Here is a 26217-nt window from a genome sequence, read left to right as displayed (position 1 = left end):
AATAGTGGTTATTTTTACAGGTGTTCTTATGGATGCTGCAACTTCCTATGCAAAAGAGGCTCAGGGTAATTTAAATGTTGATTGTCATCGATACTCAAGGTTTTGACATCAGCTCATTTCTTAGGCAGATAAATTGCTCTGGTGCATTGGCCTAATGCTTTAAACACAGCGAACTCAAAAAACATTCCAATGTCCAACGTCAGGGCTACCCCATAAATAATATGCATTCATTCCGAGCCCGTAGCGAAGAATCTCGTTCACAAAGCCTCGTTCTTGTTCAATAGACTCGCTTGCCTATTGCTCTATTAATGCGCAAAAAAAGGCGTAGATGGTAATGATTATCTTTAGCATTGTCAACAATTTGATGAAAATTAATTTTACTTAAGTTATAGTAATGAAGTTCCAATTCTGGATAACTGCTATGAAACCATTTGCCCGAGATATAACTATAACCATTACGGTTAAGATGATATTGCTGTATTTATTATGGTATTTCTGTGTCAGAGGAATGCATCCAGTAATGCCCAGTGGCGAGGAGTGGATGTTAGGTAAAACAACACAAGCAGCATCGTCCCAAATTAATAAGAGGTGATTTCATGATTCCTGTTAGTGAGGTGGTTGATCTTTCCCGGTTACAATTTGCGCTGACCGCATTGTACCATTTTTTATTTGTTCCTTTGACTTTAGGATTTTCGGTGATGCTCGCCATCATGGAAACGGTATATGTTATGACCGGGCGGGAAATCTGGCGGCAAATGGTCAAATACTGGGGTGTTTTGTTTGGTATTAATTTCGTGTTGGGCGTTGCCACAGGCCTTACCATGGAGTTTCAGTTCGGAACCAACTGGGCTTATTACTCGCATTATGTGGGTGATGTTTTCGGAGCGCCTCTCGCGATTGAAGGAATGATGGCATTCTTTCTTGAAGCGACCTTTGTTGGGTTATTCTTTTTTGGGTGGGATAAGCTGACCAAGTTTCAGCATATGATTTGTACCTGGCTTTTGGCTTTGGGAACAAACCTGTCTGCATTATGGATTTTGATAGCCAATGGCTGGATGCAAAATCCGGTGGGATCTTATTTTGACTATCAAACCATGCGAATGGAAGTTAGTAGTTTCTATGATATGTTGTTTAATCCTGTGGCTCAGGCCAAGTTCGTTCATACCATCAGTGCAGGGTATGTTACTGGTGCTATGTTTGTTTTGTCTGTAAGTGCTTATTTTCTCTTACGTGATCGTAACAAAGCATTTGCTAAACGCTCTATGACCGTAGCAGTGTCTTTTGGTTTGGCTTCTGCTTTGTCTGTAGTTGTTTTGGGCGATGAAAGCGGTTATGTGGCTAATGCCAACCAGAAAATGAAAATTGCTGCTATGGAAGCCATGTGGCATACCGAAAAAGCCCCGGCAGCATTAACAGTATTTGGCATACCTGATGAAAAAACGTTAAGCACCAAATACGCTATTGATATTCCTTTTGCATTGGGAATTATCGCTACTCGATCAATTAATACTCCTTTACAGGGAATTATTGAACTGATTGATGAGGGTAAATTAAAAATTCAAGACGGGATGATCGCATACAAAGCGCTACAAAAATTGCAAAAAGATCCTAAAAATGAAAAAGCAAAAAAAATATTCGACGAGCACAGTGAAAACCTGGGTTATGCGTTGTTGCTTAAAAAATACACAGAAAAAGTAACGGATGCTACAGAGGAACAAATCAATCAGGCTGCTCAGGATTTAAAGCCCAAAGTTCTTCCCATGTTTTTTTCATTCAGGATAATGGTCGCTTGTGGTATCTATTTTATCGTGCTTTTTGCAATTGGTTTTTATTTGTCAGTGAGACACCGCTTGGAAAAAACTCGTTGGTATCATCGCATGGCTTTTTATTCACTGCCTTTGCCCTGGGTCGCAGCCGAGCTGGGTTGGGTCGTTGCTGAATATGGCCGTCAGCCCTGGGTTGTGCAGGGCATTTTACCAACGTTTATGGGCGCCTCAGCATTAACTCCAGGCCAAGTCATGACCTCAATTGCTGGATTTGTATTGTTTTATACCGTATTGGCTGTCGTTGAGCTTTATTTGATGGTGAAATACATTCGCCTTGGTCCAGATGGCATGCAGCACTAATTTTAGGAGATACCAATGCCTTTAGATTATGAAACATTAAGAGTTATATGGTGGTTATTGATAGGTATTTTGTTGATGGGTTTTGCCATTATGGATGGATTTGATCTGGGCGTTGCCATGTGGCTGCCCTGGTTGGGCAAAACAGATATTGAACGACGGGTGATGATCAACAGCATAGGCCCGACCTGGGAGGGGAACCAGGTTTGGTTTATTCTTGGTGGCGGCGCAATTTTTGCTGCTTGGCCTGCATTATATGCTCTGTCCTTTTCCGGTTTTTATCTGGCAATGTTGGTTGTGCTTTTGGCTTTGATTCTGCGTCCGGTAGGATTTAAATACCGCTCCAAACTAACTAATCCTTTATGGCGCTCAACCTGGGATTGGGCTTTATTTACGGGTGGTTTTGTGCCTTCATTGATTTTCGGGGTTGCTTTAGGGAATGTGCTCCAGGGTGTGCCTTTTTATTTTGATGAAAGTTTACGAGTTTTTTATACCGGAACTTTTTTGGAATTGCTTAATCCCTTCGCATTGGGTTGCGGCATTTTATCGGTATTGATGCTCGCAATGCATGGTGCATTTTTTCTTCAGGTAAAAACAGAAGGAGTTTTGCAGCACAAAGCACGAATCTGCGCCAGATGGTGTGCCTTTAGTGTCATCGTGCTTTTTAGCGGGCTTGGTCTTTGGATTTTTTATGGTATTGATGGTTATGCACTTAGCGGGGTTGTTCCTCACGATGGGCCGTCTAACCCACTGTATAAAGAGGCCACAAGTCAGGCGGGTGCATGGTTTAACAATTATCGCAATTATCCGCTAACCATGCTGGTACCTTTAATCAGTCTTATTTCAGCATTTATGGCTATTATTCTGGCAAGAAAAGCGGTTTTGGCTTTTGTCTTTAGCGGGTTAAGTGTAGGTACTTTGATTGGAACAGTTGGTGTGAGTATGTTTCCTTTTATTCTCCCTTCATCAACGCATCCTCAGCACAGTTTAGTCGTTTGGGATAGCTCATCGAGTCAGCTGACTTTGTTAATCATGTTGGGTGTAACGGTAGTCTTTTTACCTATTGTTTTAACCTACACTGCTTGGGTTTATAGAGTATTGCGAGGCAAAGTGACTGAAAAAACAATTTTGAATAATCAGGATACAGCTTATTGAGGAGAGTGTTATGTGGTATTTTTCCTGGATTTTAGGTACTGGTCTGGCTTGTTTTTTTGCTGTATTAAATGCGATGTGGCTTGAGCTAAGAGAAGACGATGTAAAGTAATACGCTGATGCACAGTCCGGGAAGGTTTTTATATCCAACCCGGACTTTTCACATTCCTCTTGAGTTAGCTGGCGCAGCCGTAGAGGTTTTGATAGTCCTCCAGTTTTTTTACCTGATCGTGTTCGTTGGCATGGTGCAGGTACTCAATCAAATCAAATAAATTGATAATCGAATAGACATTAATCCCTTGAGCTTTAATTTCAGAAAGGGTTGATTTTTCGGTGACACCACGCTCACATCGGTCTAAAGCAATGATAACTCCGGTTAAAATGCCTCCATGTTCCTTAATCAGCGATTGAGATTCTCTAAACGCAGTACCTGCGGTAATCACGTCATCAATTATCAGAGTTTTTCCTGTTAATGGCGAACCAATTAACTGTCCGCCTTCACCATGCGTTTTTACTTCCTTGCGATTAAAGGTTACCGTGCAGTCTTTACCCAATTCCGCTAATGCTACTGCCGTAGTTGTTGCAAGAGGTAGTCCTTTGTAAGCAGGGCCAAAAAGATGGTCAAACGCTACTTGTTCATCTATCAATGTTTGGGCGTAAAATTGCCCCAGCTGACGCAAAGCGCTGCCCTGATAAAATAAACCGGCATTAAAAAAATAGGGGCTGAGTCTGCCAGATTTAAGCGTGAATTCACCAAATTTTAAAACCTGAGATTCCAGAGCTAATTTTATAAAAGCTGATTTGGTATGATTCATTATTTATTCCTAAAATAAAAAATTATTGAAAACAAACACAATTTTTGAAAAAAATCCTTAACAATCAACAAAAAACTGTTATGCTAATCAAAGTGTGCGTGCTTATTCGTGCATGAGAAGCTGTTTATTATAACGCAGATAGTTACTTTATGAATGATTCAAATTGAGGCGTTGATGAAAGATTATCTGAAATAAACATTTATAAACTATAAACAACGAATACGATGTAAAAAGTTTAAGACAAAGGGGATAGCTAATGTCGCAAAGAGAAACAGGCCATGTTAAATGGTTTAATGAAAAAAAGGGATTTGGTTTTATTATTAATCAACAAGGCGATGATATTTTTGTACATTACAAAGACATTCAAGGTGTTGGATTTAAAACACTTCACGAAAATGACCCAGTAACATTTGTGCTTGATAAGGGACCAAAAGGTCTGAAAGCACAAGATGTTGTTTTAGCTAACGAAGCCAATCAATAATAAAACAAGACATGAAAGCCAGATAATCGTGTCTGGCTTATCTTTTTGAAAGAATTCATCACCTCATCTAAAGCCTGTTTATTCTATACTAACTTGGTGTATCTCAGAATCGTTCTTACTAATCCATGTGCAGTGAAGGCTGGGAAGCAGCAGGGCATGTTTTTTCTTCAATTCTTCTGCGATGAACGGACAAGAATCCTAAATTGCTGATCGCTCGAGATGGGCTGAACTTTAAGCGTTTAGCGTTTAAGTGTCTTTGAATGTCGTCATAAATCAGCTTGTCTTCGTCGAGTAAATCTGCTCTGCCTAAATCAAACAGTTCATGCCAAAACGACTTATTTTGCACCATATCTTGAATAAATAAACGTTTCAACTCGGGATGAAGCGCTCCAGCCATGCTGGCTGTTGTGAATATTCTGCCAAAAGATTCTGCTGTTGGGGCTCGGTAATCTGGCTCGAACATCGTGTCGACTTCAGGAGGATAGGAGTATATTAACTCCCCGTCAACCAAGATTTCATAAATTGAACGATGGTCTTCGTTTATTTTATTTTTGGGATGCGATAGGGCTATTTGTGCTAAACGCATTCTGGCTTTGGCAACACGTTCAGACATTGCCATTTCACGCATCGCATGATAGACATCATGAATGGCTCCCGCAAATGCTGTTTCATAGGGATGGCCATCAATAGTGCTCCTGAACGATCCACGGTCTTCCTTGTATCTTAATTCACTATCTTTTTCAGGAAGATACAGGGTTAAGGCGATTTTTCCTTGCGTTTTCAATTCTGCATAATGGTCTAAATTGATGATTCCATAAGTTGGAATCAGTTGTACTGGGATGCGTTTAAGCGTCTGGGCTTTCGCATTTAATGCGGCTTGAAACATGGTAAAACTTGGAATGACCATAACATTTTCAAAGTGTAAACCTGCTGTGGAAACGGCATATCGGTCTAATGTTCTCATGCATTTTAATACTTTTTGAATGTTAGCTATCAAGTCTGACCAGCACCCACTTTCCGGAGCATGAGCAACACGATACGTACGTTCAAGGGGCGGGGAATTTTCCATTATTTCACAAAATATCGTCCACTCGGCTTCTGTAAAACTAAAAAAACGATATACTAACGGTTTTTGCATGCGCCACGGCAAATCAGAAATGCTTAGGTTGTTGTAATTGGGACAGATTATCGTATTGTAATGTAAATGTGTTATTCGGTTGGGTAGTTCCTGGTCATTTGGTATTGGGAAGTGATAAACACTGTTGGTAATACCTTTATCTGCATTTAAAAAATAATACCTCAGATATACTCGGGGACTGATGTACAAGGTGCGAATTGCTGAATCAAAAATATGAAGCGTTGCAAGTTCAGCTGCCGATATCTGTTTTAATTTAACGCCTCTTAACGCCGCTAAAAACAAAGTTCTTGATTCCGGTATTTCAAACTCATTGATTACGCCTGTTGCCAGTTCGTCTACAAGTCGTTTAGTTCTTTGAACAACGGCATCATGTTCCAACTCTTCAAGGACACCAGCTCGTTCGCTTTCGGGTAAAGAGAGAATTAATTCATTAAGAAAAATATCTTCGGATGGAGGGAGCAGTAAAGCATCATGTTTCGTGGCTGCCATGGCGTTCTCGGAAAAAAATTCAGTATATCACGTGAACTTTGACTTTAAAATGAACATTGGGAGCATTTGGTGTAACTTATTACCTTGCGATCAAAGGGTTGAGGACAGTCAAACTGGTCTATAATCACAGATAAAGGTCAAGTATTTCATCACAGGAAACATATGCCTTGCCAAAAATGTGATTCAACAGCTGCTTACCGATTATCGGGGGTTTACCAATTACTTGTATCACCTCCTCGTGGTCATAGTTACTCTAAGCTGGCACGTTATTTAACCGAAAAAAATTACGATGTAAGGCTTCATGATGGCAGCGTTATTGAACTCATTTTTGCTGCAGAACAGGCTCAAAATATTGGGCAAGACTTGGAGCGGTGTTTCTCGCAAGCCGAGTTAGAAGACTCTAAAGCCGCTTTGCTGCCACTGGATATTGTAGATAAAAGCATAGAAAAGATACTCGGTCATACTCAATCTTTAAAGAAAACAGTGGGTTTGTGTTTGTCTCAATGGCTCATTAGCCTTATTGAAGGCCATAAATTATTGACCTTTTGTCAGCCTATAGTTCATAAAGATACACTTAAACCCTATGGATTTGAGTGTTTGTTGAGAGGCAAGTCAGGCGATACCATATTTCCTCCATCCGATTTGTTCGGTGCAGCCAAATCCAGCGATATGTTGTTTTTGTTGGATAAAACTGCCCGGGTGTGCCATATAGAAAATATGAGTAAAATCAATATTTCTAGCCAAAAAATATTTATAAATTTTAACCCAACGTCTATTTACGATCCCTTTTTTTGCTTGAAAACAACAACACAAACTTTGAAAAATACCTCCATTCAACCGTCACAAATTGTGTTTGAAGTTACTGAAAGTGAAGAGGTTAGAGATAAAAAACATCTGTTAAATATCATCGGTTTTTACAGACAACAAGGATATCAGGTTGCTCTTGACGATTTGGGTTCTGGTTACAGTTCATTAAATTTGCTTAGTGAACTAAAGCCTGATTTTGTCAAGCTGGATCAAGACCTGGTAAGGCAAATTCACTTACATGAGTTCAAACAGATTATTCTGGAAAAAATATGCGATATGGCAACAAAACTTAAAGTCAAAATCATATGCGAAGGCATTGAATCTGCGGACGAATTACACATCATTAAAGATTACAGTATTGATTTTTACCAGGGATTTTTATTCGCCAAACCCATGCCGGTTGAAAGCGTTCCTGAATATCTTAAGAAAACCGCATAAAGATCAATGATGATTATTCGTTAATTGACATTTTTCATTTACTTTCTGTCAGGACACTCATATTCTAGCCCTTTTTTAAAACCGTATTAATGAGGTTATCGTGGGCTCAAGATATATAGACCTTTTAAAACAACGAACATTTCTTCCTCTCTTTTTGACCCAGTTTTTTGGTGCTTTTAACGATAATGCTTATAAATTGGCTATGTTAACCATGATTAGCTATCACTTAAGTCACAATCAATCTCAATCGGAATACTATCAGGCATTGGCTGGTGCCTTGTTTATCGCTCCATTTTTTATTTTTTCAGCTGCCTCAGGTCAGTTAGCGGACAAGTTTGATAAAGCGTTATTGACCCGTTTGGTTAAGGTTTTTGAGGTGATACTCATGTTGCTTGGCAGTTTTGCTTTGTACCGAGGGAGTATCTTTTTAATGATGTTTACTCTCACGGGTTTAGGAATTCACTCATCTTTTTTTGGACCTATTAAGTACGCTATTTTACCTGATCATTTGCCAAAAGATGATTTACTGGGAGCCACTGGTTTAATAGAGGCGAGTACTTTTGTTGCCATTTTGTTAGGTACTACGCTTGGCACATTAGCGATAGGCTCAGAGCTTGGTACCCCTTTTTTGGCCATATTTATTACCTTGAGTGCGGCTTTTGCGGGACTAATTTCCAGCATGTTTGTTCCCAGTGCGCCATCATCTTTGTATTCCTTACACGTGGATTTAAATATCTGGAGGTCCACTTTAGCGATGTTAAGACAGGCAAAAAAACAAACAGCGGTGTCACTGGCGATATTGACTATTTCCTGGTTTTGGCTGATTGGTGCGGTATTGTTAACCAAACTTCCTGATTACGCTCATTATGTTTTAGGAGCTAATACCCATGTTTTTGCTGTATTTTTAGCGGTTTTTTCTATTGGTATCGCATTAGGATCACTAACCATAAACCGCATATTGCATGGAGCATTGACTTTATCGGTGGTTCCTTTGGCGATGTTGGCATTAAGTTGTTTTACTTTTGATCTCTATTGGGCTTCTCCAGATGTCAATCAGGTAACCGATAATTTGACGACTTTAGTGGTTTTTTTCACCCGCTTTAATCACTGGCGCATTGTATTTGATTTGTTTATGCTCTCATTTTGCGCCGGATTATTTGTTGTTCCTTTGTACACTTATCTACAAGTGGCAAGTCATCCGGAAACGAGAGCTCGGACTATAGCGGCTAACAATATCTATAACGCATTATTCATGGTTCTTGGAACGCTCCTGGTTATGGTGTTGTTGCATTTCAATTTAGCCATACCCCAGGTGTTCTTTTTGCTTGGTTTTTTAAACGCTTTAGCGGCGTTGGCGTTATGGTTTTATTTGAGAAAACAGAAAAATAATAACTTTGGATTAGAATGATTTTGAGATAACAACATCAAGCCAGGTTTCGGTGTATTCAGGAAGAGATCAAGGCTCTTGTTATGAAATGGGCTAAGGTTTTTAATATTAAACTCTTTAGCCCATAGCAAAGCGTAATCTAGCCAGCGACATTGATCCAGTCTTTGGCAGGAAGAAATTCTGTGTACAAAGTATGTTCTTTACTGTTTTCTTTAGGATGCCAGTTATACTCCCAGTGTACTTCAGGAGGTAGAGACATTAGGATGGACTCAGTTCTGCCACCTGACTGTAAGCCAAACAAAGTGCCTCTGTCGTAAATTAAATTAAATTCCACATAACGCCCACGCCTGTAGTTTTGAAAAGCCTTTTCTTCAGCACCATAAGGATGCTCCATGCGTCGCAAGACTATAGGCGCATATGCCGGAATAAAATGATCTCCTATGCTTTGCATTAACGCAAAACTGTGTTCGAAACTGATTCTGTTGTAATCATCAAAAAATAAACCACCTATTCCTCGTGCCTCATTTCGGTGTTTGATAAAGAAATAATCATCACACCATTTTTTAAACTCAGGATAAATTGACGAGCCAAAAGGTTGACAGGCTTCATAGGCCGTTTGATGCCAATGCGTGCAATCTTCGACAAAACCATAATACGGTGTCATATCAAAACCACCACCAAACCACCATACGGGATCTGCGCCTGCTTTTTCTGCGATAAAAAAACGTACATTAGCATGAGACGTTGGTACATAAGGATTTTCAGGGTGTATCACCAGAGAAACACCTAATGCACTAAAATTTCTGCCCGCTAGTTCAGGTCTGTGGGCGGTAGCGGAAGCGGGTAACTGCTCCCCTGAAACATGAGAAAAATTAACACCTGCTTTCGCAAAAACCCGACCTTTGGTCAGTACACGAGTTATTCCGCCTCCACCCCCAGTTCGTTCCCAGGACTCTTCCCTAAATTGCGCCACACCGTCAAGTTGTTCAAGTGCGCTGCAAATTGAGTTTTGCAGATTGAGTAAATAGGATTTTATGAGTTCTATGGCGTTTGCTGGAATGGTATTGCAGTCTGACATTCTGGATGCTCCGTCAGGTTAAAGTGACTTATTTTCTCACTCTTTCCGTATTGGCACAATGTTTGCTTCATTAACTTCAAAAACTACAAGGAGTGATTATGCCTTTCAATCTTGACTCTTACTTCGGAATTCATACCAAAGCGCTAATGACACGTGATCAGCGTGCTTCATTGCTGGCTAATAACCTGGCGAACGTAGATACCCCTAATTATAAAGCGGTAGATATGGATTTTAACGAGGTACTTGCTGCTTCTATGGCAGGAAGTTCGCACAGCCTTGAAGTTACAGCGCCAAATCACATCAATGCGAATGCAGATCTTTCAACCCAGTTAAAATATCGTGTCACCAATTTTCAATCCTTGGATGGTAACACAGTAGACAAAGATCTGGAGACGACAGAATTTGCGAAAAATGCCTTGAATTACCAGGCGAGTCTTAATTTTCTGGATGGAAAAATTAAATCCATGATGGTTGCCTTAAGAGGAGAATAATCATGTCATTAAACTCTATTTTTGAAATAGCTGGATCGGCTATGACCGCAGAGTCCGCACGATTAACCACGAGTGCAGAAAATTTAAGCAACGTGAATGTTGAAGTCACCAATCCCGACGATGCCTATCAACCCAGATATCCCATTTTTGAGGCCGTTCAGGAACAGGCGCAACAATGGATGGGAGACAAGGTGAGGGGAGGGGTTAAATTGCTTGGTGTTTATGAAAGTACAGCCGAACCTTTTGCCCGATATGAGCCAGATAATCCCATTTCTGATGCCAACGGATTTGTATATACCCCAAATATGAGCTATATAAAAGAGATGGCTAATGTGATTTCAGCATCCAGAGCATATCAGATGAACATCGAGTTACTCAATACGACCAAGCAATTAATGCAGCGAACATTGCAATTAGGTGAATAAGGGGAAAAGCATGACAAACTCAGTAACTGGAGCTAACACCATGGCGAATTTAGGACTTAACCAAATGGACGGTTCCGAACGCAGAAGTCTTGGGCAGCAAGATTTTTTAAGGCTTATGGTTGCGCAAGTGCAAAATCAGGATCCCATGCAACCGCAACCTAATGGCGAGTTTCTGTCTCAGTTAGCACAGTTTAGTACTAATGACGGGATTACACGGATGCAAGAATCACTACAGCAACTGGCCAGTTCGTTACAGTCAAATCAGGCACTTCAGGCTTCAGCTCTTGTTGGCCGTAAAGTACTGATCAACAGCGATAATATGGCTTTGGGAACCGAAGGAGATGTAAAAGCTGCCGTTGATATCCCAACTGGCCTTGCCAATCCAATGGCCTCCATCTACACAGAATCTGGTGAGCTTTTGAAAACCTTTCCCTTAGGACAATCTGCGCCAGGTTTTTTTGAATTTAAATGGGATGGTACCGGTCAAAATAATGAACGAGTGGCGGCTGGAAATTACAAGATTAAAGTTAATGGAACATACGGTGGTAAGGAGGTCGCTTTAAAAACTATGACTGCAGCCAATATCGATAGCGTCAGTCTGGGACAAAACGGCGATGGTTTGAAACTAAATGTAGCAGGAGTTGGATCCATTACGTTAAACGAGGTGAGACAAATTACGGTATAAAGTTTCTGCAGCACTGGATGTATCTGGTGAAGTGCATAAAATTACGAGCAGGAGACGAAGATGGTTTTTAATACGGCGTTAAGTGGTATTCAGGCATCAAGTAAAGACCTGGAAGTGATTGGTAACAACATTGCCAACTCTGCAACAATAGGTTTTAAGGGTTCGCGCGCAGAATTTGCAGACATTTACACTTTCGGTGCTTATGGAGCAGGTAATACGGCAGTGGGTAATGGCGTAAAATTATCGCGAGTTCACCAGTCTTTTGCTACTGGAACTTTAAGTCCTACAAATAACGTTCTTGACCTTGCAGTCAATGGTTCTGGATTTTTTGTCCTGAGTGACCAAGGTGCCAAAGTATACACTCGAGCTGGTCAGTTTAAACTGGACAATGAAAACTATATCGTTAACGCCAATAACCAAAGGCTTACTGGTCTGCTTGCCGATAGAACCGGCACTATTACGGGAGCATCTGGAGACTTGCAAATCAATACCGCCAATATTAGTCCTCGTGCCAGTTCTACAGTAACGGCCGGTGTTAACCTGTATTCGCAAAGTACTGCACCTACGGTTGATTGGGTGGGAGGCGCAACTCCAGCCACTGGTACATACAATAACGTCAGTTCATCCACTGTCTACGATAGTCTTGGAAACTCCCATGTGCTGAGTATGTATTTCATCAAGGCAGATTCTGCAGCTGCTGCTGGTGACCCAAATGCTGCTTCACCTGCAGGAACCCAAAATCAGTGGTATGTTGCTTTTCAAATAGACAATCAGAATGTTCCGCCAAACGTAGGTCCTCAAAACACCGATAATCTGTTTAGAGCCAATTTCAACAGTGATGGAACCTTTGCCGGCGTAACAGATACTGCAAATGCTGCATTGCCCAACAATTATATTCCTTTAAGTGTAAACCTTAATAACGGCTCACTGCCTTTAAATTTAAACATCGATTTGTCCAATAGTACTCAGTTTGGCAGCCCATTTGCGGTACAGTCTACGCAAAATGACGGTTTTACTACGGGTAGTCTAGCTGGTTTGGATATTGATGATTCGGGTGTTATCCTGGGTCGTTATACCAATGGTCGTACTATGACCATGGGGCAAATTCTGTTGGCTAACTTTGCTGATCCTGAAAGTTTGCAAAATTTAGGTAATACAAGTTGGGCTGAGACTTTTGGCTCAGGTCAACCGTTAATTAGCGGTGCAGGAACTGGAGGCTTGGGATTAATTAATTCGGGCAGGCTCGAAGAATCTAACGTGGACTTAACCAGTGAGCTTGTTAAATTAATTAGTGCTCAACGTAATTTCCAGGCTAACGCACAAACCATACGTACAGGGGATGCTGTGACTCAAACCATTATCAACATCAGGTAAGGAATAAGCCATGGAGACCGTGCTATATACTTCAACTAGTGCTGGGTATGCGGATTTGCAGAGGCAGTCTTTAATCGCCAATAATTTGGCAAATCTAAATACCCCAGGGTTTAAGGCGGATTTGTATCAAGCCTATACCATGTATATGAGTAATGAAAATGGCGTAAATAACAGTAATGGTCAAACTGTTGTCGTTCAGGGGCCTAATAACGTCGACATGATGCCAGGTGAAATCATTACCACTGGTCGTGATCTCGATGTGGCTATTGATGGTGATGGGTGGTTAGCAATCAGAGACGGACAGGGTAAAGAAGTTTATACTCGTGGTGGCAGTTTACGATTATCCACTAATGGACAGCTAGTTACTGCATCAGGACAACCTGTCTTGGGAGATGGCGGCCCCATCTCCATACCACCTGCCAAATCAATAGAAATAGGTAACGATGGAACTATTACCATTGTCCCTTTGGATGGTGATCTTAAAGCGCTAGCTATTCTGGACAGACTAAAGCTTGTGAGTTTGGATAAAACAAACGTAGTCAAAACAGAAGATGGGTACTATCAGTTGAAGCAAGGAGGCGTAGCCAGAGCGGATGCAAATATCAGAGTAATCAGCGGTGCAATTGAAGGTTCTAATGTTAGTGCGGTTGAACAAATGGTTGAAATGATAAGTGCTGGTCGTGAATTTGATGCGCATATGAAGGTATTATCTACTTCTGATGAAAACGCCCAGAAACTGGCACAACTATTGCAACAGTAGATTTAATTAAATGAGAATAATTGCGGGAGACTGTCATGGAACCAGCACTATGGATCAGTAAAACTGGTCTGGAAGCTCAAGATCAGAATATTGCTACCATTGCGAATAACCTGGCAAACGTCAATACTACTGGATACAAAACGTCCAGAGCCTTATTCGAAGATTTAATCTATCAAAATTTCAAACAAGCTGGCGCACAATCCACTCAAAATACCCAAATTCCCACTGGAATCAACATGGGAACAGGGGTACGTTTAGTTGCTACCGAAAAAATCTTCACTCAAGGGGGAATTCAAAACACACAAAATCCTCTTGATTTAGCTATTATGGGGCAGGGTTTTTTTACCATATTAATGCCTGATGGTACTCAGGCCTATACTCGAGATGGTACTTTTCAGCTGGACAGTACGGGACAAATTGTAACGAACAATGGTAACCTGCTGCAACCGGCGATTACGGTACCAGCACAAACAACGGCCATTACTATTGGTACTGACGGTACGGTCAGCGCCACGATTGCTGGAACTGCCACGCCATCAATTATTGGAACCATCCAGTTAACCAACTTCGTAAACAAAGCAGGATTGCAGCCTATTGGAAGCAATTTATACATTGAGACAGCCGCCAGTGGGCCTCCTCAGATTGATAACCCAGGTGCTTCCGGGCTGGGTACCTTACTGCAAGGATCACTTGAGGCTTCGAATGTGAACGTTGTTGAAGAATTGGTTAATATGATTCAGGCTCAAAGAGCCTACGAGATTACTGCGAAAAGTATTGAGACTGTTGATAATATGCTGCAGTATTTAACGCAAACTCTGTAAGCGGAATAGCATCATGAACGCACTGAGATTAGCTGTTACTACTATGATAGTTGTTTGTTTGAGCGGGTGTGAAGCGTTAAAACCACCTGCTCCTGGAGCTGATCCTGACTTTGCGCCAACTTATCCTGCTACTCCTGATCCTAAAGAGCTTAAAAGAGCAAGTGGCGCAATCTACAGCAGTGAAACAGCGTTACCTCTTTTTGAGACACCTCGCGCAAGGCACCCTGGCGATATTTTGACAGTATTACTCGTTGAGCGTACCGATGCGCAAAAAAATGCGTCTACTATCCAAAAGAAAAATGATGAAGAGTTAGTCGATAACAGCATTTTCCTCGGAAGACCTATAAACCTTGGAGCTGGCTATAATACTAACTTTGATTTGAGCAACCAACGAAAATTCACCGGGGATGCTCGAGCCATTCAGAACAACAGGTTAGCAGGCAGTATTTCAGTCACGGTAACTCGATTGCTTCCTAATGGAAACATGATGGTTCAGGGCGAGAAATGGGTGAGAATTAATCAGGGTAATGAATTCGTTCAACTTTCTGGTATAGTGCGCCCTCAAGATATCAAGGCAGACAACTCGATTACCTCGGATAGAGTAGCGAATGCCAGAATTTCTTATGGTGCAACAGGACAAATGAATAACACAAATGCTCAGGGTTGGTTTGCGCGGATTCTTTGGAGTCCATTATTCCCGACTTGATTAAAATGGGTGTGCTGCTGATCAAGTAGCTGACACCTGTTTTTTTCTGAGCGTTACATTTTAGAGCACGAAATGTGCTTGCGAAGAATAAAATTTTGTTTGCATTTAAATTGATGCAAACAACCTAAGAACTCTGGAAACAAGGAACTGTAATGCGGCGAGTGCTGATTATTACATGGTTTATCTCAATCAGTCTGATGACTGGCTCTGTTTTTGCTGAGCGAATTAAAGACATTGCTACTTTGGCTGGAGTTCGAACCAACCAGTTGGTAGGATATGGATTGGTGGTTGGTCTAAATGGTACGGGAGATAAGGCAGGTACTCGCTTTACCGAGGACAGTTTTGCCAATATGTTGACACAAATGGGTATCAATATTCCCCCCGGCATTCGCTTGAATTCCAAAAATGTCGCCGCAGTGATGGTGACTGCCAGTCTTTCAAGTTTTATGAAAAAAGGGCAGACACTGGATGTCAATATTTCCTCCATAGGTGATTCCAAAAGTCTTTTGGGCGGAACGCTTCTGCTAACTCCTTTAAAAGGTGCCGACGGTCGAGTCTATGCGATGTCGCAGGGTAATGTCATTGTATCCGGTATCAGTGCGTCAGGTTCGGATGGAACCAGTGTGACCATAAACGTGCCCAGTGGCGGCCGGATTCCTAATGGAGCAACAGTTGAAGCCGATATTCCCAATCCTTTCTATTTCTCAAAATCATTGACCTACAATCTGCACTCGCCAGATTTCACAACTGCAAAAAGAATGAGTGATGCAATTAACGAGTTAATGGGACCAGGAACCGCAAGAGCGGTTGATGCCACTTCGGTAACCGTTACCGCACCCAAAAAGCTATCCCAAAGAGTTGATTATGTTTCTGTACTGGAAAACATAGAATTTACTCCAGGAGAGCCCATAGCGAAAATCATCATTAACTCAAGAACAGGGACTATAGTGATTTCCAGTAATGTAATTGTGAAATCGGCTGCCGTATCGCACGGAAATCTGGTTGTCAGCGTCACGGAAACCCCAGTAATCAGTCAGCCTAATGCCTTTGCTGGAGGAAGAACCGTTTCAACAGAACAGTCTCAAGTTGACATACAACAGAACAATAATCATGCCTTCGTTCTTCCCAAGGGCGTGACTTTGAAAGAAATAGTTCGAGGCATTAATGCGGTAGGTGCAACTCCTACAGATGTTATCGCCATTCTCGAAGCTTTGCAGCAAGCTGGGGCATTGAATGCGACGTTAATTGTAATTTAAAGATGTAATGAAAGGATGATACAAATGAAATTAGACAGGATAGCCGTTAGTGATTTTCAAAGTTTAAATGAATTGAAAGTTCAGGCGGGTAAAGACCAAAAAAAAGCCTTACCGGAAGTTGCCAAGCAATTTGAAGGTATCTTTTTACAATCCATGTTAAAAAGTATGCGTATGGGGCAGCATTTCCTTGATGAATCCAGTCCTTTTAACGGTAAAAATCAGGCAACTTTTCAGGAAATGCTTGATGGTCAATATGCTACCAGTATTGCATCAAATGGCGGCGTTGGCCTGGCTGCCATGTTAACCAAGCAGTTGGAACGAAATGCTGGTGTACAAAGCTCTGATGCCGTAAAACCTGGAATGACTGACTCTGCCAGACTATTGTCTGGATTGGGTGAAGTAACAGCACAAAAAGGATCTGAGAATACAGTTATTGATGATTTTGTTAAATCAATTTGGCCCGTAGCCAAACAAGCAGCATCTTTAATGGGGCTTGATCCAAAGGTTTTGGTCGCTCAAGCTGCTCTTGAAACCGGTTGGGGAAAATTTGTAGCAAAAGATGCAGATGGAACCAGCAGTAATAACTTGTTTAACGTCAAAACAGGTTCCAGCAAAGAATTTGAATCGGTTAAAATTAAAACAACTGAATATATTGCCGATACACCTATTAGGATGAGTGATTCGTTTCGCAAATATCCTTCTGTTGAACACAGTTTTAATGATTATGTTTCATTAATTAAAGGAAGCGAGCGTTATCAGAATGCGTTAGCACATGCAGGAGATCCTGAGACTTACGTCCAGGAATTGCATAAGGCCGGCTACGCAACCGATCCAAATTATGGATCTAAAATAATGTCAATTTATCATGGTGATGAATTGAATGCAGCAATACAACGATGTGGATTTGCCGAACAGGTGTAATACCTGTCGCAAATCTGCTAACCCGATTAGGGAGTGAATAAATATGTCCATATTGAACATCGCTTCTTCAGGATTAAATGCTTTTCAACGCGCATTCCAGGTGGCTGGTAATAACATAGTTAATGCCACAACCAAAGGCTATACACGGCAAAGCATTCAGTTTACTCCCGGGCCCTCTCAGCGTTTTGCGGGTTCGTATATAGGCAGTGGTGTATTTGTTTCATCCATTGATAGAAATGTGGATCAGTTCACCAATTCTCAGGTAAGAACCACTTTAAGTCTTAAATCTCAATTTGATACCTTTTATCAACAAGCCGTTCAGATAGATAAGTTGCTTTCTCAGGATGGCACGAGTATCTCTACTTCCATGCAGTCTTTCTTTGATGCCCTGGGACAAACAAACAGCGCCCCGGACAGTATTGCATCACGGGGTGTGACTATTAAACAAAGTCAATTAATGGTTCAGCAATTCAATTCCATTCAAGGCAAACTGGATGAGTATCAACAAAATTCAACAGCCCAGATTTCAGGTGCTGTTCGCCAAGTCAACCAGTTAACTCGAGATATCGCCGCCTTGAATAAACAGCTGATGAGCACGCCAAATTCACCCGAATTGCTTGATCAGCGTGATGAACTTTTGAAAGAGTTATCAAAATTTACTACGTTGACTGTTTTTGATCAGGGTGATGGCACCATAGGCGTCGGAATAGTGACTGGTGACATGTTAGTGTCAGGAACTGAACAAAGAGATATGGTGGTAGGTAATGATAATACTCGTGTATCAGGCACTAAAGTATACTTAAGTAACGGATCAGGCCAAATTGACATCACATCACGATTAACTACAGGCATGCTCGGCGGCTTGATGGATTACGAGAATGCTGTTATCAATCAGGCAAGTCAAATCATAGGCCAGATGGCTATTGGTTTAGCTGAAACGTTTAATGCCCAACATAATCTTGGTATGGATTTGAACAATCAGATCGGTAAGGACTTTTTTAACGACTATAATAGCGCAGCACAGCAAAGAAACAGAGTTGTTGCGCCAACAAGCAATACGGGAACAGGAGTGATATCAGTCGCTATTTCGAATATATCACAAACCCAATTAAGCGATTATGAATTAACTGTTACTGATGCTGGAACTAATGAAGTAAGGCTCACTCGTAAGTCAGATGGAACATCCACCATACTCAATTGGACGGATACTCCACCCACTCCCCCCGCAGGCCAGTTGGTAATTGATGGAATGACCATCTCTGTTGACGATACAACAAATCTTGCCAATAATGACACTTTTACCCTGGTTCCTGTTCGTGGTGCTGCACGAGATATGTCCTTACAGATCACCGATCCACGCGAAATTGCCCTCGCTTCCCCAGTAAGCACCAGCGCCTCACTCAGCAATACAGGTATGGGTAAAATTGCTTTGGGAAGTGTTTTTAATACCACCGATGTGAACAAAGAGTATCGAATCGATTTTATCTCTGATACTCAATACAACCTGGTTAATGTAACCGATGGTATCACGACAGGACCTGTTGCCTTTGTTCCAAATACCGACAATACGGTTCAGATTCCTGACAGTCTCAACCCATCCTACACTGTTGTGTTATCAGGCATACCGAAATCAGGCGATCAATTTACCGCAACATATAACTCAGGTGCATCTGGGGATAACCGTAATGGTTTAAGTTTGTCGGCCATCCAACAAGATAAAATTTTATCAAATGGTACTGAAAATCTCTTTGATCGTTATGCTAATTTATTGGCTGAAGTGGGTGGTCAAACAAAACAGGCTCAACTTAGTGCGGAATCTGCCGATGTATTATATCAACAGGCTGAAGATTTTTGGCAAAGTAAAAGCGGTGTGAATCAGGATGAGGAGGGAGTTAATCTCCTAAAATTCAAGCAAGCCTACGAAGCAGCCGGTAAATTGCTTGAAATTTCCAATCAAATGATGAACACGCTGTTCGATATGCTGAGGTGATAAATGAGAATTTCTACCAATCAAATGTATCAAACCGGGCTAAACAACTTATTGGATTTGCAGACCAGGGTATTAAAATTACAAGGCCAACAATCCAGCGGTTTAAAAGTTCAATCGCCATCCGATGATCCGGTAGCATCTGCACAGATAGAATTGATGAATTATCGCATAGGAGCTACAGAGCTACTCCAAAGAAATCGCCAAGCCGCAGAAAGCGCACTTAGTCTGGAAGAAGGGGTATTATCTGATTCAATCAATACACTCAACCGTTTGCGTGAAATTCAAATTCAGGCTGGTAATGATGCCCTGGCCGAGGACGATAGAAAAGCGCTAGCCGTTGAAGCCAAAAATCTTTTGGGGCAATTGCAGGATTTTGCTAATTCAAAAGACGCAAACGGTAATTTTATGTTCAGTGGTGGGAAATCTTTTGTCCAGGCCATTTCTTTGAATACTTCAGGGCAATACGTCTATAACGGAGACAGTACGCAACGTTTTCAAGCAGTGACCCAAAGTTTACAAGTTGCTGTAAATGATACTGCCGACAATCTTTTCATGCGCATACCCAACGGTAATGGATCGTTCACAGTCAGTCAGACAGCTACCCCGAATACAGGAACAGGCGTAGTGACAACTGGTGCGGTAATAGACCCGCTGGCTTATGTCCCTGATGACTACACCATGAGCTTTGCCCTTAATACCCAAGGCGATTTGGTAGCCATGGTGAGCGGCGCTGCAAGTGGCGATGTCATTCCCCCAACAGGACTTCCAGATGATGCGCCTTTATACCAGGAAGGCTCAGTTATTTCTTTTAACGGAATAGAGTTGATGATAACCGGTGCGCCAGTTGCAGGAGATGCTTTTACAATTTCTCCGGCTGAAAATGAATCCATATTCTCAACAGTTCAACGCATGATAACCAATCTGAATAAACCTTATAAAACTCCCGTTGACAAAGCAGCGACTAAAACAGAAAATAACCAATTATTGGCGCAAATAGATAAGGCATTTTCCCGTATTTCAGAAGTTCAGGCAGATTTAGGTGCTCGTCTTAATCAGTTGGAAAGCGCAGATAATGCCAATAAAACCCTTATTGATACCAGTGAAGCAGCCTTAAAATTGTTAAGGGAAATCGATCCTATAGAAGTTGCTACTCAATTTAACATACAGGTTCTTAATCTGCAGATTGCCCAACAAAGTTTTGTTCGTATTCAAGGATTAACACTCTTTAATTATTTATGATGATAGGCGCTATTGATGTGGCTATCTCCGGCGATTAGACGTCAAAATAATTGCGTAAAATTGTGATTCATCTTTTAGAGGAGTTGCATTGCTGCTTTATATGAGGCGCTTTAGGTAGCAATTGTACTACAAGGATATTATGAGTTTCTGTTTTAATTCCCAGTTTCTAAAGTTTCGTTCTCAGTATTACATTAGTGAAACCAGGGAATTAATTGCCAGACATAAGCTTTTAGCCGCATTTACTATTTGTCTTCTTATTCCTGAATTAAACCACATTCAAGTGATTGGCATTCCCTTCTATAACTTGATAGCCCCATCTGTTGCATTAAAGGTAAAATTAATTTACTTAAGTGGATTAGTTGTTTTTTTGTTGAGCTTAACCCGGGCGCAGGCATCCTTTATAAAAGGCGGGGAATTCAGAGAATATCTGCATACGGTATTTATTTCTATGACCTCCCATAAAATTATTGATTTTATTATACTTTTATTGTCTTTGAATGTGGTGTGGCTTGCTGTATTTTTTGGGGGAACTTTTATTTTCAATGGTTCTCAAGATGCTGTGTTTATAGTCTCGCAATATTGTCTTTATGCTGCTTTAATATTTTCTTTATGTACTTTGCTCCTTAATTACCTTTATAAACAGATCGCTATGGGTTTTTTGAACTTTACGGTCCTTCTTTTGATCGTCGTTATTTCAAAGCAAGGCAATTCATTACTCAATTGTGGTGTGGGCATAGTTATTTTTTTAATGTGTTGCCTTACCCTTATGACAATAAAACCTGTCGGATCTTATTTTAATTATTCATTTAAATTACCACGTATCAATTTTTTCTACGGCCTCAACAGTATTCATTCTTTAAAAAATATTTTTATTATTCAACTGGCTATAATAAGAAAACATAGAACGTTGATGCTCATGCGCAGTGCTTTTTGTTTTGTCCTGTCTCTGGCTTTTTGTAGGATATTAATTTCTCAGGAAATTGAGGATAACCAGCAAGGGTTTGTTCTTGTTGTGATGACCATTCAATCTTATATTTTGTCTGGTTTGTATCTTCTTTTTGAAAAGGCAAAATCAGAATACAAACTATTTCATCGTATATTTCCCTATCAAAATAATGCTCATTTCTTAAAAGAGATCATGCTTATTTGCGCAGGCTTAGCCTTTGCATTAATTCCGGTATTTATATGTTTCATGATGAACTTTAAAGAGCATTTGGCACAGATTTTTATTATGTTTCTCATGAATTGCATGGTGTGTGCTATTAATCGAATTTTTTATTGCTTATCTATGCAGTTCTGCTTGATTACTTCTTTGCTGAGTACGGTAGGCTGCTGTGTTGTTCAGTTCTTCTTTTTGGGAACATACTATGGCTAGCGTAATACAGTTACAGAATGTCAATAAAGCTTTTGCAGATAGAGTGGTTTTTGAAAATCTATCCTATACTTTTCAAAAACGTGCTTATCATATTATAGGGAAAAATGGTTCAGGAAAATCAACTCTGCTACGCTTGATTGTTGGCCTGGATGCCCCGGATTCAGGTTTTATCCTAATCAATAATCGCAGTTATACTGCCAAAAATACGATTAAACCAAATAATTTATTTTATGTTCCTGATGATTTGGCGGTTTATCCTTTCTTAACTGGAAAAGAGCTTATATCTTGGCTTGCCAAGGCAAGAACACAGAATGATGATGAGGTAAATCAAATTTTTGAACGCTTGGAGTTGCAAGCTCATTTGAACACCCGAATTTCTGAGATGTCTTTTGGCACTAAAAAGAAATTCCTTTTAAGTTCGGCTTTAATCGGTCAACCCGATTTTATTATTTTAGATGAGCCTTTGAATGGTTTGGATAAAAAATCTCAGCGCATGATGTTAACGATTTTGCAAGAAAAAGCAGCCAATTGCGGTATAATTTTAACCAGTCATCATGATGATTTTTTTGATGAGCTCAACCCTGTAAGGCCTGAGTTGGCTGAGCATCGTTTGTTTGAACGAACTGCTCAGCTCGTTGTATAGGCCATATCATTTTGTTATGTTCTAATGTAATAAGCCAAAAATCAAAGAGAAAGAGATTTTCCTTTTGAGTGCGACTTTTTAAAAGACCTGAATACGCATTCAGAAAGAAGAGGCCATCTTTTATTCTCAGTATCTTTATCAGCATCCCTGAGCAATAATCTCGTAACTGTTTCGGGTTTTCGATAATCATCAGATCTTCTATTCCAGATCAGTCTATCAAAAAAAATATCCCATGCAGCTGTTGGTTTTTCATTCAAAGGAGAAGGGCCATATTCTTGTGTAATGTCAAAAAAACGAGTTTCATTGCAACTTAGATATTTATTCGTCCCAATATGTTCATAAATTTCCATAGGGCTATGTTTGAACAAAGGTGTTTTTTTATTTTCTTCTATGAGGACAAACCATTGCAAGGCATGCGGCCATGGACCGTGACTAGACTCTGCTCCTGAGTCTTTAAAAATGATTTTATTCTTTAATAAATCAAGAAATGTATCTGCGGATAAAAAATCGTCTATCTTTATTGTTCCTTTTTTATTAAAACCATTAGCTTGTGCCCATTGGTACAAAAAGCTCGATAAAATTTTTTGTCGATCATACGGTTTTTCTGTTTTTGGTTTGGGAAGGAAAAACCTTTCCCGATGAGTTTCCAAGTTAAACAAAGGATTATTCAGTGCATATTTTTGCAGTTCAGTTTCAAGATGATCCATTCCTTTGGTAAAAAATTCATTATCTGAAAGTTTATTAGATATTGTTAAAAAATCATATAGATAATCATCTTCAATTGAAATACCAGCTACTTTTAACTCTAGCAGAGTATTAATGCTTTTAAATAATAGAGTATTTTTTTCTTTAGATTGAAAATGATTAATCAAGTTCTTCATTATATCAATAGAGCCTGGTGTGTTAATAAAATCCATTAGTAAATATATATATTTTTCACCCAAAGGTGCCAAAAACACATCGGTCAGTTTTGTTAATGGAGGAAAGAGTGTAATCAGATCATCCATGATGGTATTGCTGTCAACTTCAAGTTCTAAAACAAAAAATTCAGCAATATCAAAAATTTTATTAATTACAGGGATTTTTTCAGGAGAATGGACGTTTATTAATTCCATTTTAAGTACATTTCTATCTAGTTTATCTAGCATTTTATATATCCTGTATTTTTTGCTCCTCCTTGAAGTTAAATGATTTCCTTTAATTTAAATCCATACTAATTTTTAACTATCTTATTATAGCCCTTCCTTCCCTAAACGCAGCAGGCAATGGACGATTGTTTATAGCTGTTTGAAGTCGTTCATAGGGTTTATCTTTCTGCTCTTTAATTTGGTCAGCCCGAAAAGTACCATTTTCAATATCATGTCCCTGTTTTTTCGAAAAATCATTTTGTAAATTCTCTTGAATCTTTCAATGAGCCTGTTGCTTACCAATTAGAGTCCATGAGGAAAATAATCCCAGAAAATGGAGCTACCTATACACCAGGCCATCTCCCATTTTAAAATTCCAAAAAGGCGCCTAAGCGCCAGTTAATTATTGGCACGAAGGCATGCAATAATCAGCACCTTGATACCAGTAATGATTGCCATATTGGCCTGATACATTCCAGCAACAAAAACTACCTGCGGTTTTCAAGCTTAAGCCATTACCTATGCTTTTTGTTTTCATGCTATCTATTGCTGTTTTCATATCTATTCTGCGCTCATTAGCAAATTTGGATATTTGGTCTAATTGCATAGTTGTTAATCTGCCGCCAAATTTATTTTGAAAATCACGCACATCTTTATCTGTAATTGTTGCATTCGCCCCAACGGCTCCTAACATCAATCCAGCTACTACTAAATTTTTTACTACTTTCATATAAAAACTCCAAAGATTCATATATTAAATTAAGGCTCAGTATCAACAGCTTGGGGAATGGGTTGCATCATTACAAACAATGTGGGGATTGCTCGCACAATAACTTACACCAACATGCCAAGAACAACACCCGAATCCAACTTTTTTCGATTTAAATGTAATATGATCCTTAGTGTTACTCGTTAAACATAGGTTGTGATTTATGGCCTTAGTCTGTTCTGCGCCTGCTTGAGCACATCACTAAATCAATTAAACCTCATCAGCTAACGCACTAAAAAATAATGTAATCATCACAAAAATAAACTTTAAAAACGTCATAAGTTTCCCGTCTATTTCAAATTACATTATTAATAACCAGAAAAAAGCACGGCATTAGGCACCTATACTGGAAATTGGGGTAATCGAATAGTATTGATTCACAACATGTTTTCTAAGCTTATTAATAATTGCCATTAACAATTTCTGTTTATTTATCAAAAATGTTAATTATTAATAGCTCTAAAAGTTACAACAGATTTTTATGATTTTATTGAAGTACAACTGTTAGAGTTTATTGTTGGTGTTAGCCAACAGGGGCGAACTATACTGGTTAATATTTGACCTGTCAATATTTAATCACATACTAAGGCCTAGCGATCCGGAACTTGTGCCCTGATGTAAAGTCTAAAAAAATAGTATGAATCCTATACATTTGTATTTTGTTGCGTATAATGCAAACAAAATGACCATAAAGGTATGAGATTGGTTGATAAATTTATCTAAATGAAGAACGATGGGAAATAATAACAACAACAGGAAGCCCATTACTACCTAAATAGAGAGAGGTTCTGTTGTGCTGGATGATGTAGTATTAATAGTAATTATTTTGCTTTTTGTGAGATTTTATATATACCCCATAGTAAGTGATTCATTAAAAAAGCAACCTTTATTTGAGACAAAAGATGGTTTACCTCAAAAATCAGAAGTCTTCGAAGATATTAATAATTATTGTAGGCGGTTCATTCAATTACAAATTTTTAGCGCTTGTGTTTACTGTGCCTCTACTCTTAAAGAACAATTAGATGGAGACAATATCTGGTCAGTTGTAAGATCTATTACTAATGAAATATACGAACATGGATTATTCATGGAGTTTTTATTTTCATACTATTTTGGGGTGATTTATGTGGTATGTGAGAAAACTCAGCTCAATCAATCATCTCAACAGATTATATTTTTATACAAATGGCTTATGTCAAAAATATACAGTGAAGAACTGATCGCCAAAAACATAACAAACCTGAAAATATCTCCTATTGACGAAAAACTCACGGATGAAATGCAAATTAAAATGTCAGGTTATAACGAGTTTATTTCTCTTCTCGGTTACTGTTTTAACACGAATATAATGGGTAATACTGGCACAGAACTTTTGTTATTACCCGCAACTATGACGCATTATTGTGTGGACAATAAAGTAAATGCTAAAGATGCTTTTTCATTTTATAGCTTTCTACTGGAAAACCATAAGGATTATTTAGTTAATAGAATTAATATTTGTTGAGTCGAGTAAGTTGAAAATTAGTAGTTTACGCAAAAGTGAGCCTATTCTTCTTTAGCCAGGATTAACAGTAAGTGCTCTGGTTGTGTGGAAAGAAACGCATTAATTAATGGGCGAAGATTTTTTAGTCTTACCTCTCTTTTGGATAAATAAATGAAACACACCTGTTCGAGTGAACTAATGAAGCCATCCTTCAATGTAGGTGATGGTTTCTTCAATAGTACTA

General features: G+C 39.6%; 25 protein-coding genes and 1 pseudogene. 20 read left to right on the top strand and 6 right to left on the bottom strand.

The annotated features are described in order from the left end of the window. Window positions 1-596 precede the first annotated feature (596 nt). Genes Lwor_RS09720 through cydX form a run of 3 tightly spaced genes read left to right on the top strand, consistent with a single transcriptional unit; the run spans window position 597 to window position 3387 of the window. Window positions 597-2126, top strand: coding sequence for a cytochrome ubiquinol oxidase subunit I (locus Lwor_RS09720; RefSeq protein ID WP_058493695.1), 1530 nt, complete (start codon window positions 597-599; stop codon window positions 2124-2126). Between the two features lie 15 nt (window positions 2127-2141). After that, window positions 2142-3278: a cytochrome d ubiquinol oxidase subunit II gene (gene cydB, locus Lwor_RS09715; protein WP_058493694.1), complete on the top strand. Its 1137-nt coding sequence runs from the start codon at window positions 2142-2144 to the stop codon at window positions 3276-3278. A 10-nt stretch (window positions 3279-3288) separates the two neighbouring features. Beyond that, window positions 3289-3387, top strand: a complete 99-nt coding sequence (gene cydX, locus Lwor_RS13340; protein WP_065235851.1) for a cytochrome bd-I oxidase subunit CydX — start codon at window positions 3289-3291, stop codon at window positions 3385-3387. A gap of 64 nt (window positions 3388-3451) precedes the next feature. Here the strand turns inward: cydX and pyrE are convergent, their stop codons facing one another. Further along, the gene (gene pyrE, locus Lwor_RS09710) at window positions 3452-4090 is read right to left on the bottom strand and encodes an orotate phosphoribosyltransferase (RefSeq protein WP_058493693.1); all 639 of its coding nucleotides are present in this window, start codon (window positions 4088-4090) and stop codon (window positions 3452-3454) included. 256 nt (window positions 4091-4346) lie between these two features. Here pyrE and Lwor_RS09705 point away from each other — a divergent pair, with 256 nt between their 5' ends. Beyond that, window positions 4347-4571 carry a cold-shock protein gene (locus Lwor_RS09705; RefSeq protein WP_058493692.1) on the top strand — a complete coding sequence of 75 codons (225 nt, stop codon included), beginning with the start codon at window positions 4347-4349 and terminating at the stop codon, window positions 4569-4571. Between the two features lie 118 nt (window positions 4572-4689). Here Lwor_RS09705 and Lwor_RS09700 read toward each other — a convergent pair whose 3' ends face one another. Continuing rightward, entirely contained in the window at window positions 4690-6198 is a 1509-nt protein-coding gene (locus tag Lwor_RS09700) for a hypothetical protein (RefSeq protein WP_058493691.1), read from the bottom strand. 162 nt (window positions 6199-6360) lie between these two features. Here Lwor_RS09700 and Lwor_RS09695 point away from each other — a divergent pair, with 162 nt between their 5' ends. Next, window positions 6361-7443, top strand: coding sequence for an EAL domain-containing protein (locus Lwor_RS09695; RefSeq protein WP_058493690.1), 1083 nt, complete (start codon window positions 6361-6363; stop codon window positions 7441-7443). Window positions 7444-7543: 100 nt separating this feature from the next. Then, complete coding sequence (locus Lwor_RS09690) at window positions 7544-8851, top strand: MFS transporter (RefSeq protein ID WP_058493689.1); 1308 nt, start codon at window positions 7544-7546, stop codon at window positions 8849-8851. Between the two features lie 118 nt (window positions 8852-8969). Here Lwor_RS09690 and hemF read toward each other — a convergent pair whose 3' ends face one another. Continuing rightward, complete coding sequence (gene hemF, locus Lwor_RS09685; protein WP_058493688.1) at window positions 8970-9908, bottom strand: oxygen-dependent coproporphyrinogen oxidase; 939 nt, start codon at window positions 9906-9908, stop codon at window positions 8970-8972. Between the two features lie 98 nt (window positions 9909-10006). On the opposite strand from hemF, the gene flgB reads away from it, so the two are divergent. The 13 genes from flgB to Lwor_RS09620 all read left to right on the top strand — a co-directional run bounded on the left by flgB (window position 10007) and on the right by Lwor_RS09620 (window position 22594). Continuing rightward, window positions 10007-10399, top strand: coding sequence for a flagellar basal body rod protein FlgB (gene flgB, locus Lwor_RS09680; RefSeq protein ID WP_058493687.1), 393 nt, complete (start codon window positions 10007-10009; stop codon window positions 10397-10399). A 2-nt stretch (window positions 10400-10401) separates the two neighbouring features. Then, window positions 10402-10824, top strand: a complete 423-nt coding sequence (gene flgC / locus Lwor_RS09675) for a flagellar basal body rod protein FlgC (RefSeq protein WP_058493686.1) — start codon at window positions 10402-10404, stop codon at window positions 10822-10824. Window positions 10825-10834: 10 nt separating this feature from the next. Further along, complete coding sequence (locus tag Lwor_RS09670; RefSeq protein ID WP_058493685.1) at window positions 10835-11509, top strand: flagellar hook assembly protein FlgD; 675 nt, start codon at window positions 10835-10837, stop codon at window positions 11507-11509. A 60-nt stretch (window positions 11510-11569) separates the two neighbouring features. Next, window positions 11570-12883, top strand: a complete 1314-nt coding sequence (flgE, locus tag Lwor_RS09665) for a flagellar hook protein FlgE (protein WP_058493684.1) — start codon at window positions 11570-11572, stop codon at window positions 12881-12883. Window positions 12884-12893: 10 nt separating this feature from the next. Continuing rightward, window positions 12894-13643 (top strand): flagellar basal-body rod protein FlgF, encoded by a 750-nt coding sequence (gene flgF, locus Lwor_RS09660; protein WP_058493683.1) that lies wholly within the window; start codon window positions 12894-12896, stop codon window positions 13641-13643. A gap of 35 nt (window positions 13644-13678) precedes the next feature. Further along, entirely contained in the window at window positions 13679-14464 is a 786-nt protein-coding gene (flgG, locus tag Lwor_RS09655; protein WP_058493682.1) for a flagellar basal-body rod protein FlgG, read from the top strand. Window positions 14465-14477: 13 nt separating this feature from the next. After that, a complete protein-coding gene (locus Lwor_RS09650) occupies window positions 14478-15170 on the top strand; it encodes a flagellar basal body L-ring protein FlgH (RefSeq protein ID WP_058493681.1) in 693 nt (230 codons plus the stop codon). 152 nt (window positions 15171-15322) lie between these two features. After that, window positions 15323-16426, top strand: coding sequence for a flagellar basal body P-ring protein FlgI (locus Lwor_RS09645; protein ID WP_058493680.1), 1104 nt, complete (start codon window positions 15323-15325; stop codon window positions 16424-16426). 24 nt (window positions 16427-16450) lie between these two features. Next, on the top strand, window positions 16451-17347 hold the full coding sequence (gene flgJ, locus Lwor_RS09640) for a flagellar assembly peptidoglycan hydrolase FlgJ (protein WP_058493679.1): 897 nt from the start codon (window positions 16451-16453) through the stop codon (window positions 17345-17347). 43 nt (window positions 17348-17390) lie between these two features. Next, window positions 17391-19337 carry a flagellar hook-associated protein FlgK gene (gene flgK, locus Lwor_RS09635; RefSeq protein ID WP_058493678.1) on the top strand — a complete coding sequence of 649 codons (1947 nt, stop codon included), beginning with the start codon at window positions 17391-17393 and terminating at the stop codon, window positions 19335-19337. Between the two features lie 3 nt (window positions 19338-19340). After that, window positions 19341-20576 (top strand): flagellar hook-associated protein FlgL, encoded by a 1236-nt coding sequence (gene flgL / locus Lwor_RS09630; RefSeq protein ID WP_058493677.1) that lies wholly within the window; start codon window positions 19341-19343, stop codon window positions 20574-20576. Between the two features lie 139 nt (window positions 20577-20715). Then, window positions 20716-21951, top strand: coding sequence for a hypothetical protein (locus Lwor_RS09625; RefSeq protein WP_058493676.1), 1236 nt, complete (start codon window positions 20716-20718; stop codon window positions 21949-21951). Then, entirely contained in the window at window positions 21944-22594 is a 651-nt protein-coding gene (locus tag Lwor_RS09620; RefSeq protein ID WP_058493675.1) for an ABC transporter ATP-binding protein, read from the top strand. The genes Lwor_RS09625 and Lwor_RS09620 overlap by 8 nt, the downstream gene beginning before the upstream one ends. Window positions 22595-22635: 41 nt before the next feature. Here the strand turns inward: Lwor_RS09620 and Lwor_RS09615 are convergent, their stop codons facing one another. Next, window positions 22636-23742: a LirA/MavJ family T4SS effector gene (locus tag Lwor_RS09615; RefSeq protein WP_058493674.1), complete on the bottom strand. Its 1107-nt coding sequence runs from the start codon at window positions 23740-23742 to the stop codon at window positions 22636-22638. Between the two features lie 382 nt (window positions 23743-24124). After that, complete coding sequence (locus Lwor_RS09610; RefSeq protein WP_058493673.1) at window positions 24125-24451, bottom strand: hypothetical protein; 327 nt, start codon at window positions 24449-24451, stop codon at window positions 24125-24127. An 832-nt stretch (window positions 24452-25283) separates the two neighbouring features. On the opposite strand from Lwor_RS09610, the gene Lwor_RS09605 reads away from it, so the two are divergent. Continuing rightward, window positions 25284-25994 (top strand): hypothetical protein, encoded by a 711-nt coding sequence (locus Lwor_RS09605; protein ID WP_058493672.1) that lies wholly within the window; start codon window positions 25284-25286, stop codon window positions 25992-25994. A 41-nt stretch (window positions 25995-26035) separates the two neighbouring features. Here the strand turns inward: Lwor_RS09605 and Lwor_RS14125 are convergent. Further along, window positions 26036-26217 (bottom strand): annotated as a pseudogene (locus Lwor_RS14125) (hypothetical protein); the annotation flags it as partial.

Origin of the sequence: Legionella worsleiensis (assembly GCF_001467535.1) — a bacterium.
Taxonomy (GTDB): Bacteria; Pseudomonadota; Gammaproteobacteria; order Legionellales; family Legionellaceae; genus Legionella; species Legionella worsleiensis.
This window is presented reverse-complemented; position numbering and strand designations above follow the sequence as displayed.

Excerpts from the sequence above, each read along its gene's own strand:
- cydB (WP_058493694.1), top strand. The coding sequence starts at position 2,142 with ATGCCTTTAGATTATGAAACATTAAGAGTTATATGGTGGTTATTGATA.
- Lwor_RS09670 (WP_058493685.1), top strand. The coding sequence starts at position 10,835 with ATGACAAACTCAGTAACTGGAGCTAACACCATGGCGAATTTAGGACTT.
- flgF (WP_058493683.1), top strand. The coding sequence starts at position 12,894 with ATGGAGACCGTGCTATATACTTCAACTAGTGCTGGGTATGCGGATTTG.
- Lwor_RS09615 (WP_058493674.1), bottom strand. The coding sequence starts at position 23,742 with ATGCTAGATAAACTAGATAGAAATGTACTTAAAATGGAATTAATAAAC.
- flgE (WP_058493684.1), top strand. The coding sequence starts at position 11,570 with ATGGTTTTTAATACGGCGTTAAGTGGTATTCAGGCATCAAGTAAAGAC.
- flgJ (WP_058493679.1), top strand. The coding sequence starts at position 16,451 with ATGAAATTAGACAGGATAGCCGTTAGTGATTTTCAAAGTTTAAATGAA.
- flgK (WP_058493678.1), top strand. The coding sequence starts at position 17,391 with ATGTCCATATTGAACATCGCTTCTTCAGGATTAAATGCTTTTCAACGC.
- Lwor_RS09625 (WP_058493676.1), top strand. The coding sequence starts at position 20,716 with ATGAGTTTCTGTTTTAATTCCCAGTTTCTAAAGTTTCGTTCTCAGTAT.
- Lwor_RS09620 (WP_058493675.1), top strand. The coding sequence starts at position 21,944 with ATGGCTAGCGTAATACAGTTACAGAATGTCAATAAAGCTTTTGCAGAT.
- Lwor_RS09645 (WP_058493680.1), top strand. The coding sequence starts at position 15,323 with ATGCGGCGAGTGCTGATTATTACATGGTTTATCTCAATCAGTCTGATG.
- flgG (WP_058493682.1), top strand. The coding sequence starts at position 13,679 with ATGGAACCAGCACTATGGATCAGTAAAACTGGTCTGGAAGCTCAAGAT.
- flgL (WP_058493677.1), top strand. The coding sequence starts at position 19,341 with ATGAGAATTTCTACCAATCAAATGTATCAAACCGGGCTAAACAACTTA.
- cydX (WP_065235851.1), top strand. The coding sequence starts at position 3,289 with ATGTGGTATTTTTCCTGGATTTTAGGTACTGGTCTGGCTTGTTTTTTT.
- Lwor_RS09705 (WP_058493692.1), top strand. The coding sequence starts at position 4,347 with ATGTCGCAAAGAGAAACAGGCCATGTTAAATGGTTTAATGAAAAAAAG.
- hemF (WP_058493688.1), bottom strand. The coding sequence starts at position 9,908 with ATGTCAGACTGCAATACCATTCCAGCAAACGCCATAGAACTCATAAAA.
- flgC (WP_058493686.1), top strand. The coding sequence starts at position 10,402 with ATGTCATTAAACTCTATTTTTGAAATAGCTGGATCGGCTATGACCGCA.
- Lwor_RS09695 (WP_058493690.1), top strand. The coding sequence starts at position 6,361 with ATGCCTTGCCAAAAATGTGATTCAACAGCTGCTTACCGATTATCGGGG.
- Lwor_RS09720 (WP_058493695.1), top strand. The coding sequence starts at position 597 with ATGATTCCTGTTAGTGAGGTGGTTGATCTTTCCCGGTTACAATTTGCG.
- flgB (WP_058493687.1), top strand. The coding sequence starts at position 10,007 with ATGCCTTTCAATCTTGACTCTTACTTCGGAATTCATACCAAAGCGCTA.
- pyrE (WP_058493693.1), bottom strand. The coding sequence starts at position 4,090 with ATGAATCATACCAAATCAGCTTTTATAAAATTAGCTCTGGAATCTCAG.
- Lwor_RS09650 (WP_058493681.1), top strand. The coding sequence starts at position 14,478 with ATGAACGCACTGAGATTAGCTGTTACTACTATGATAGTTGTTTGTTTG.
- Lwor_RS09610 (WP_058493673.1), bottom strand. The coding sequence starts at position 24,451 with ATGAAAGTAGTAAAAAATTTAGTAGTAGCTGGATTGATGTTAGGAGCC.
- Lwor_RS09700 (WP_058493691.1), bottom strand. The coding sequence starts at position 6,198 with ATGGCAGCCACGAAACATGATGCTTTACTGCTCCCTCCATCCGAAGAT.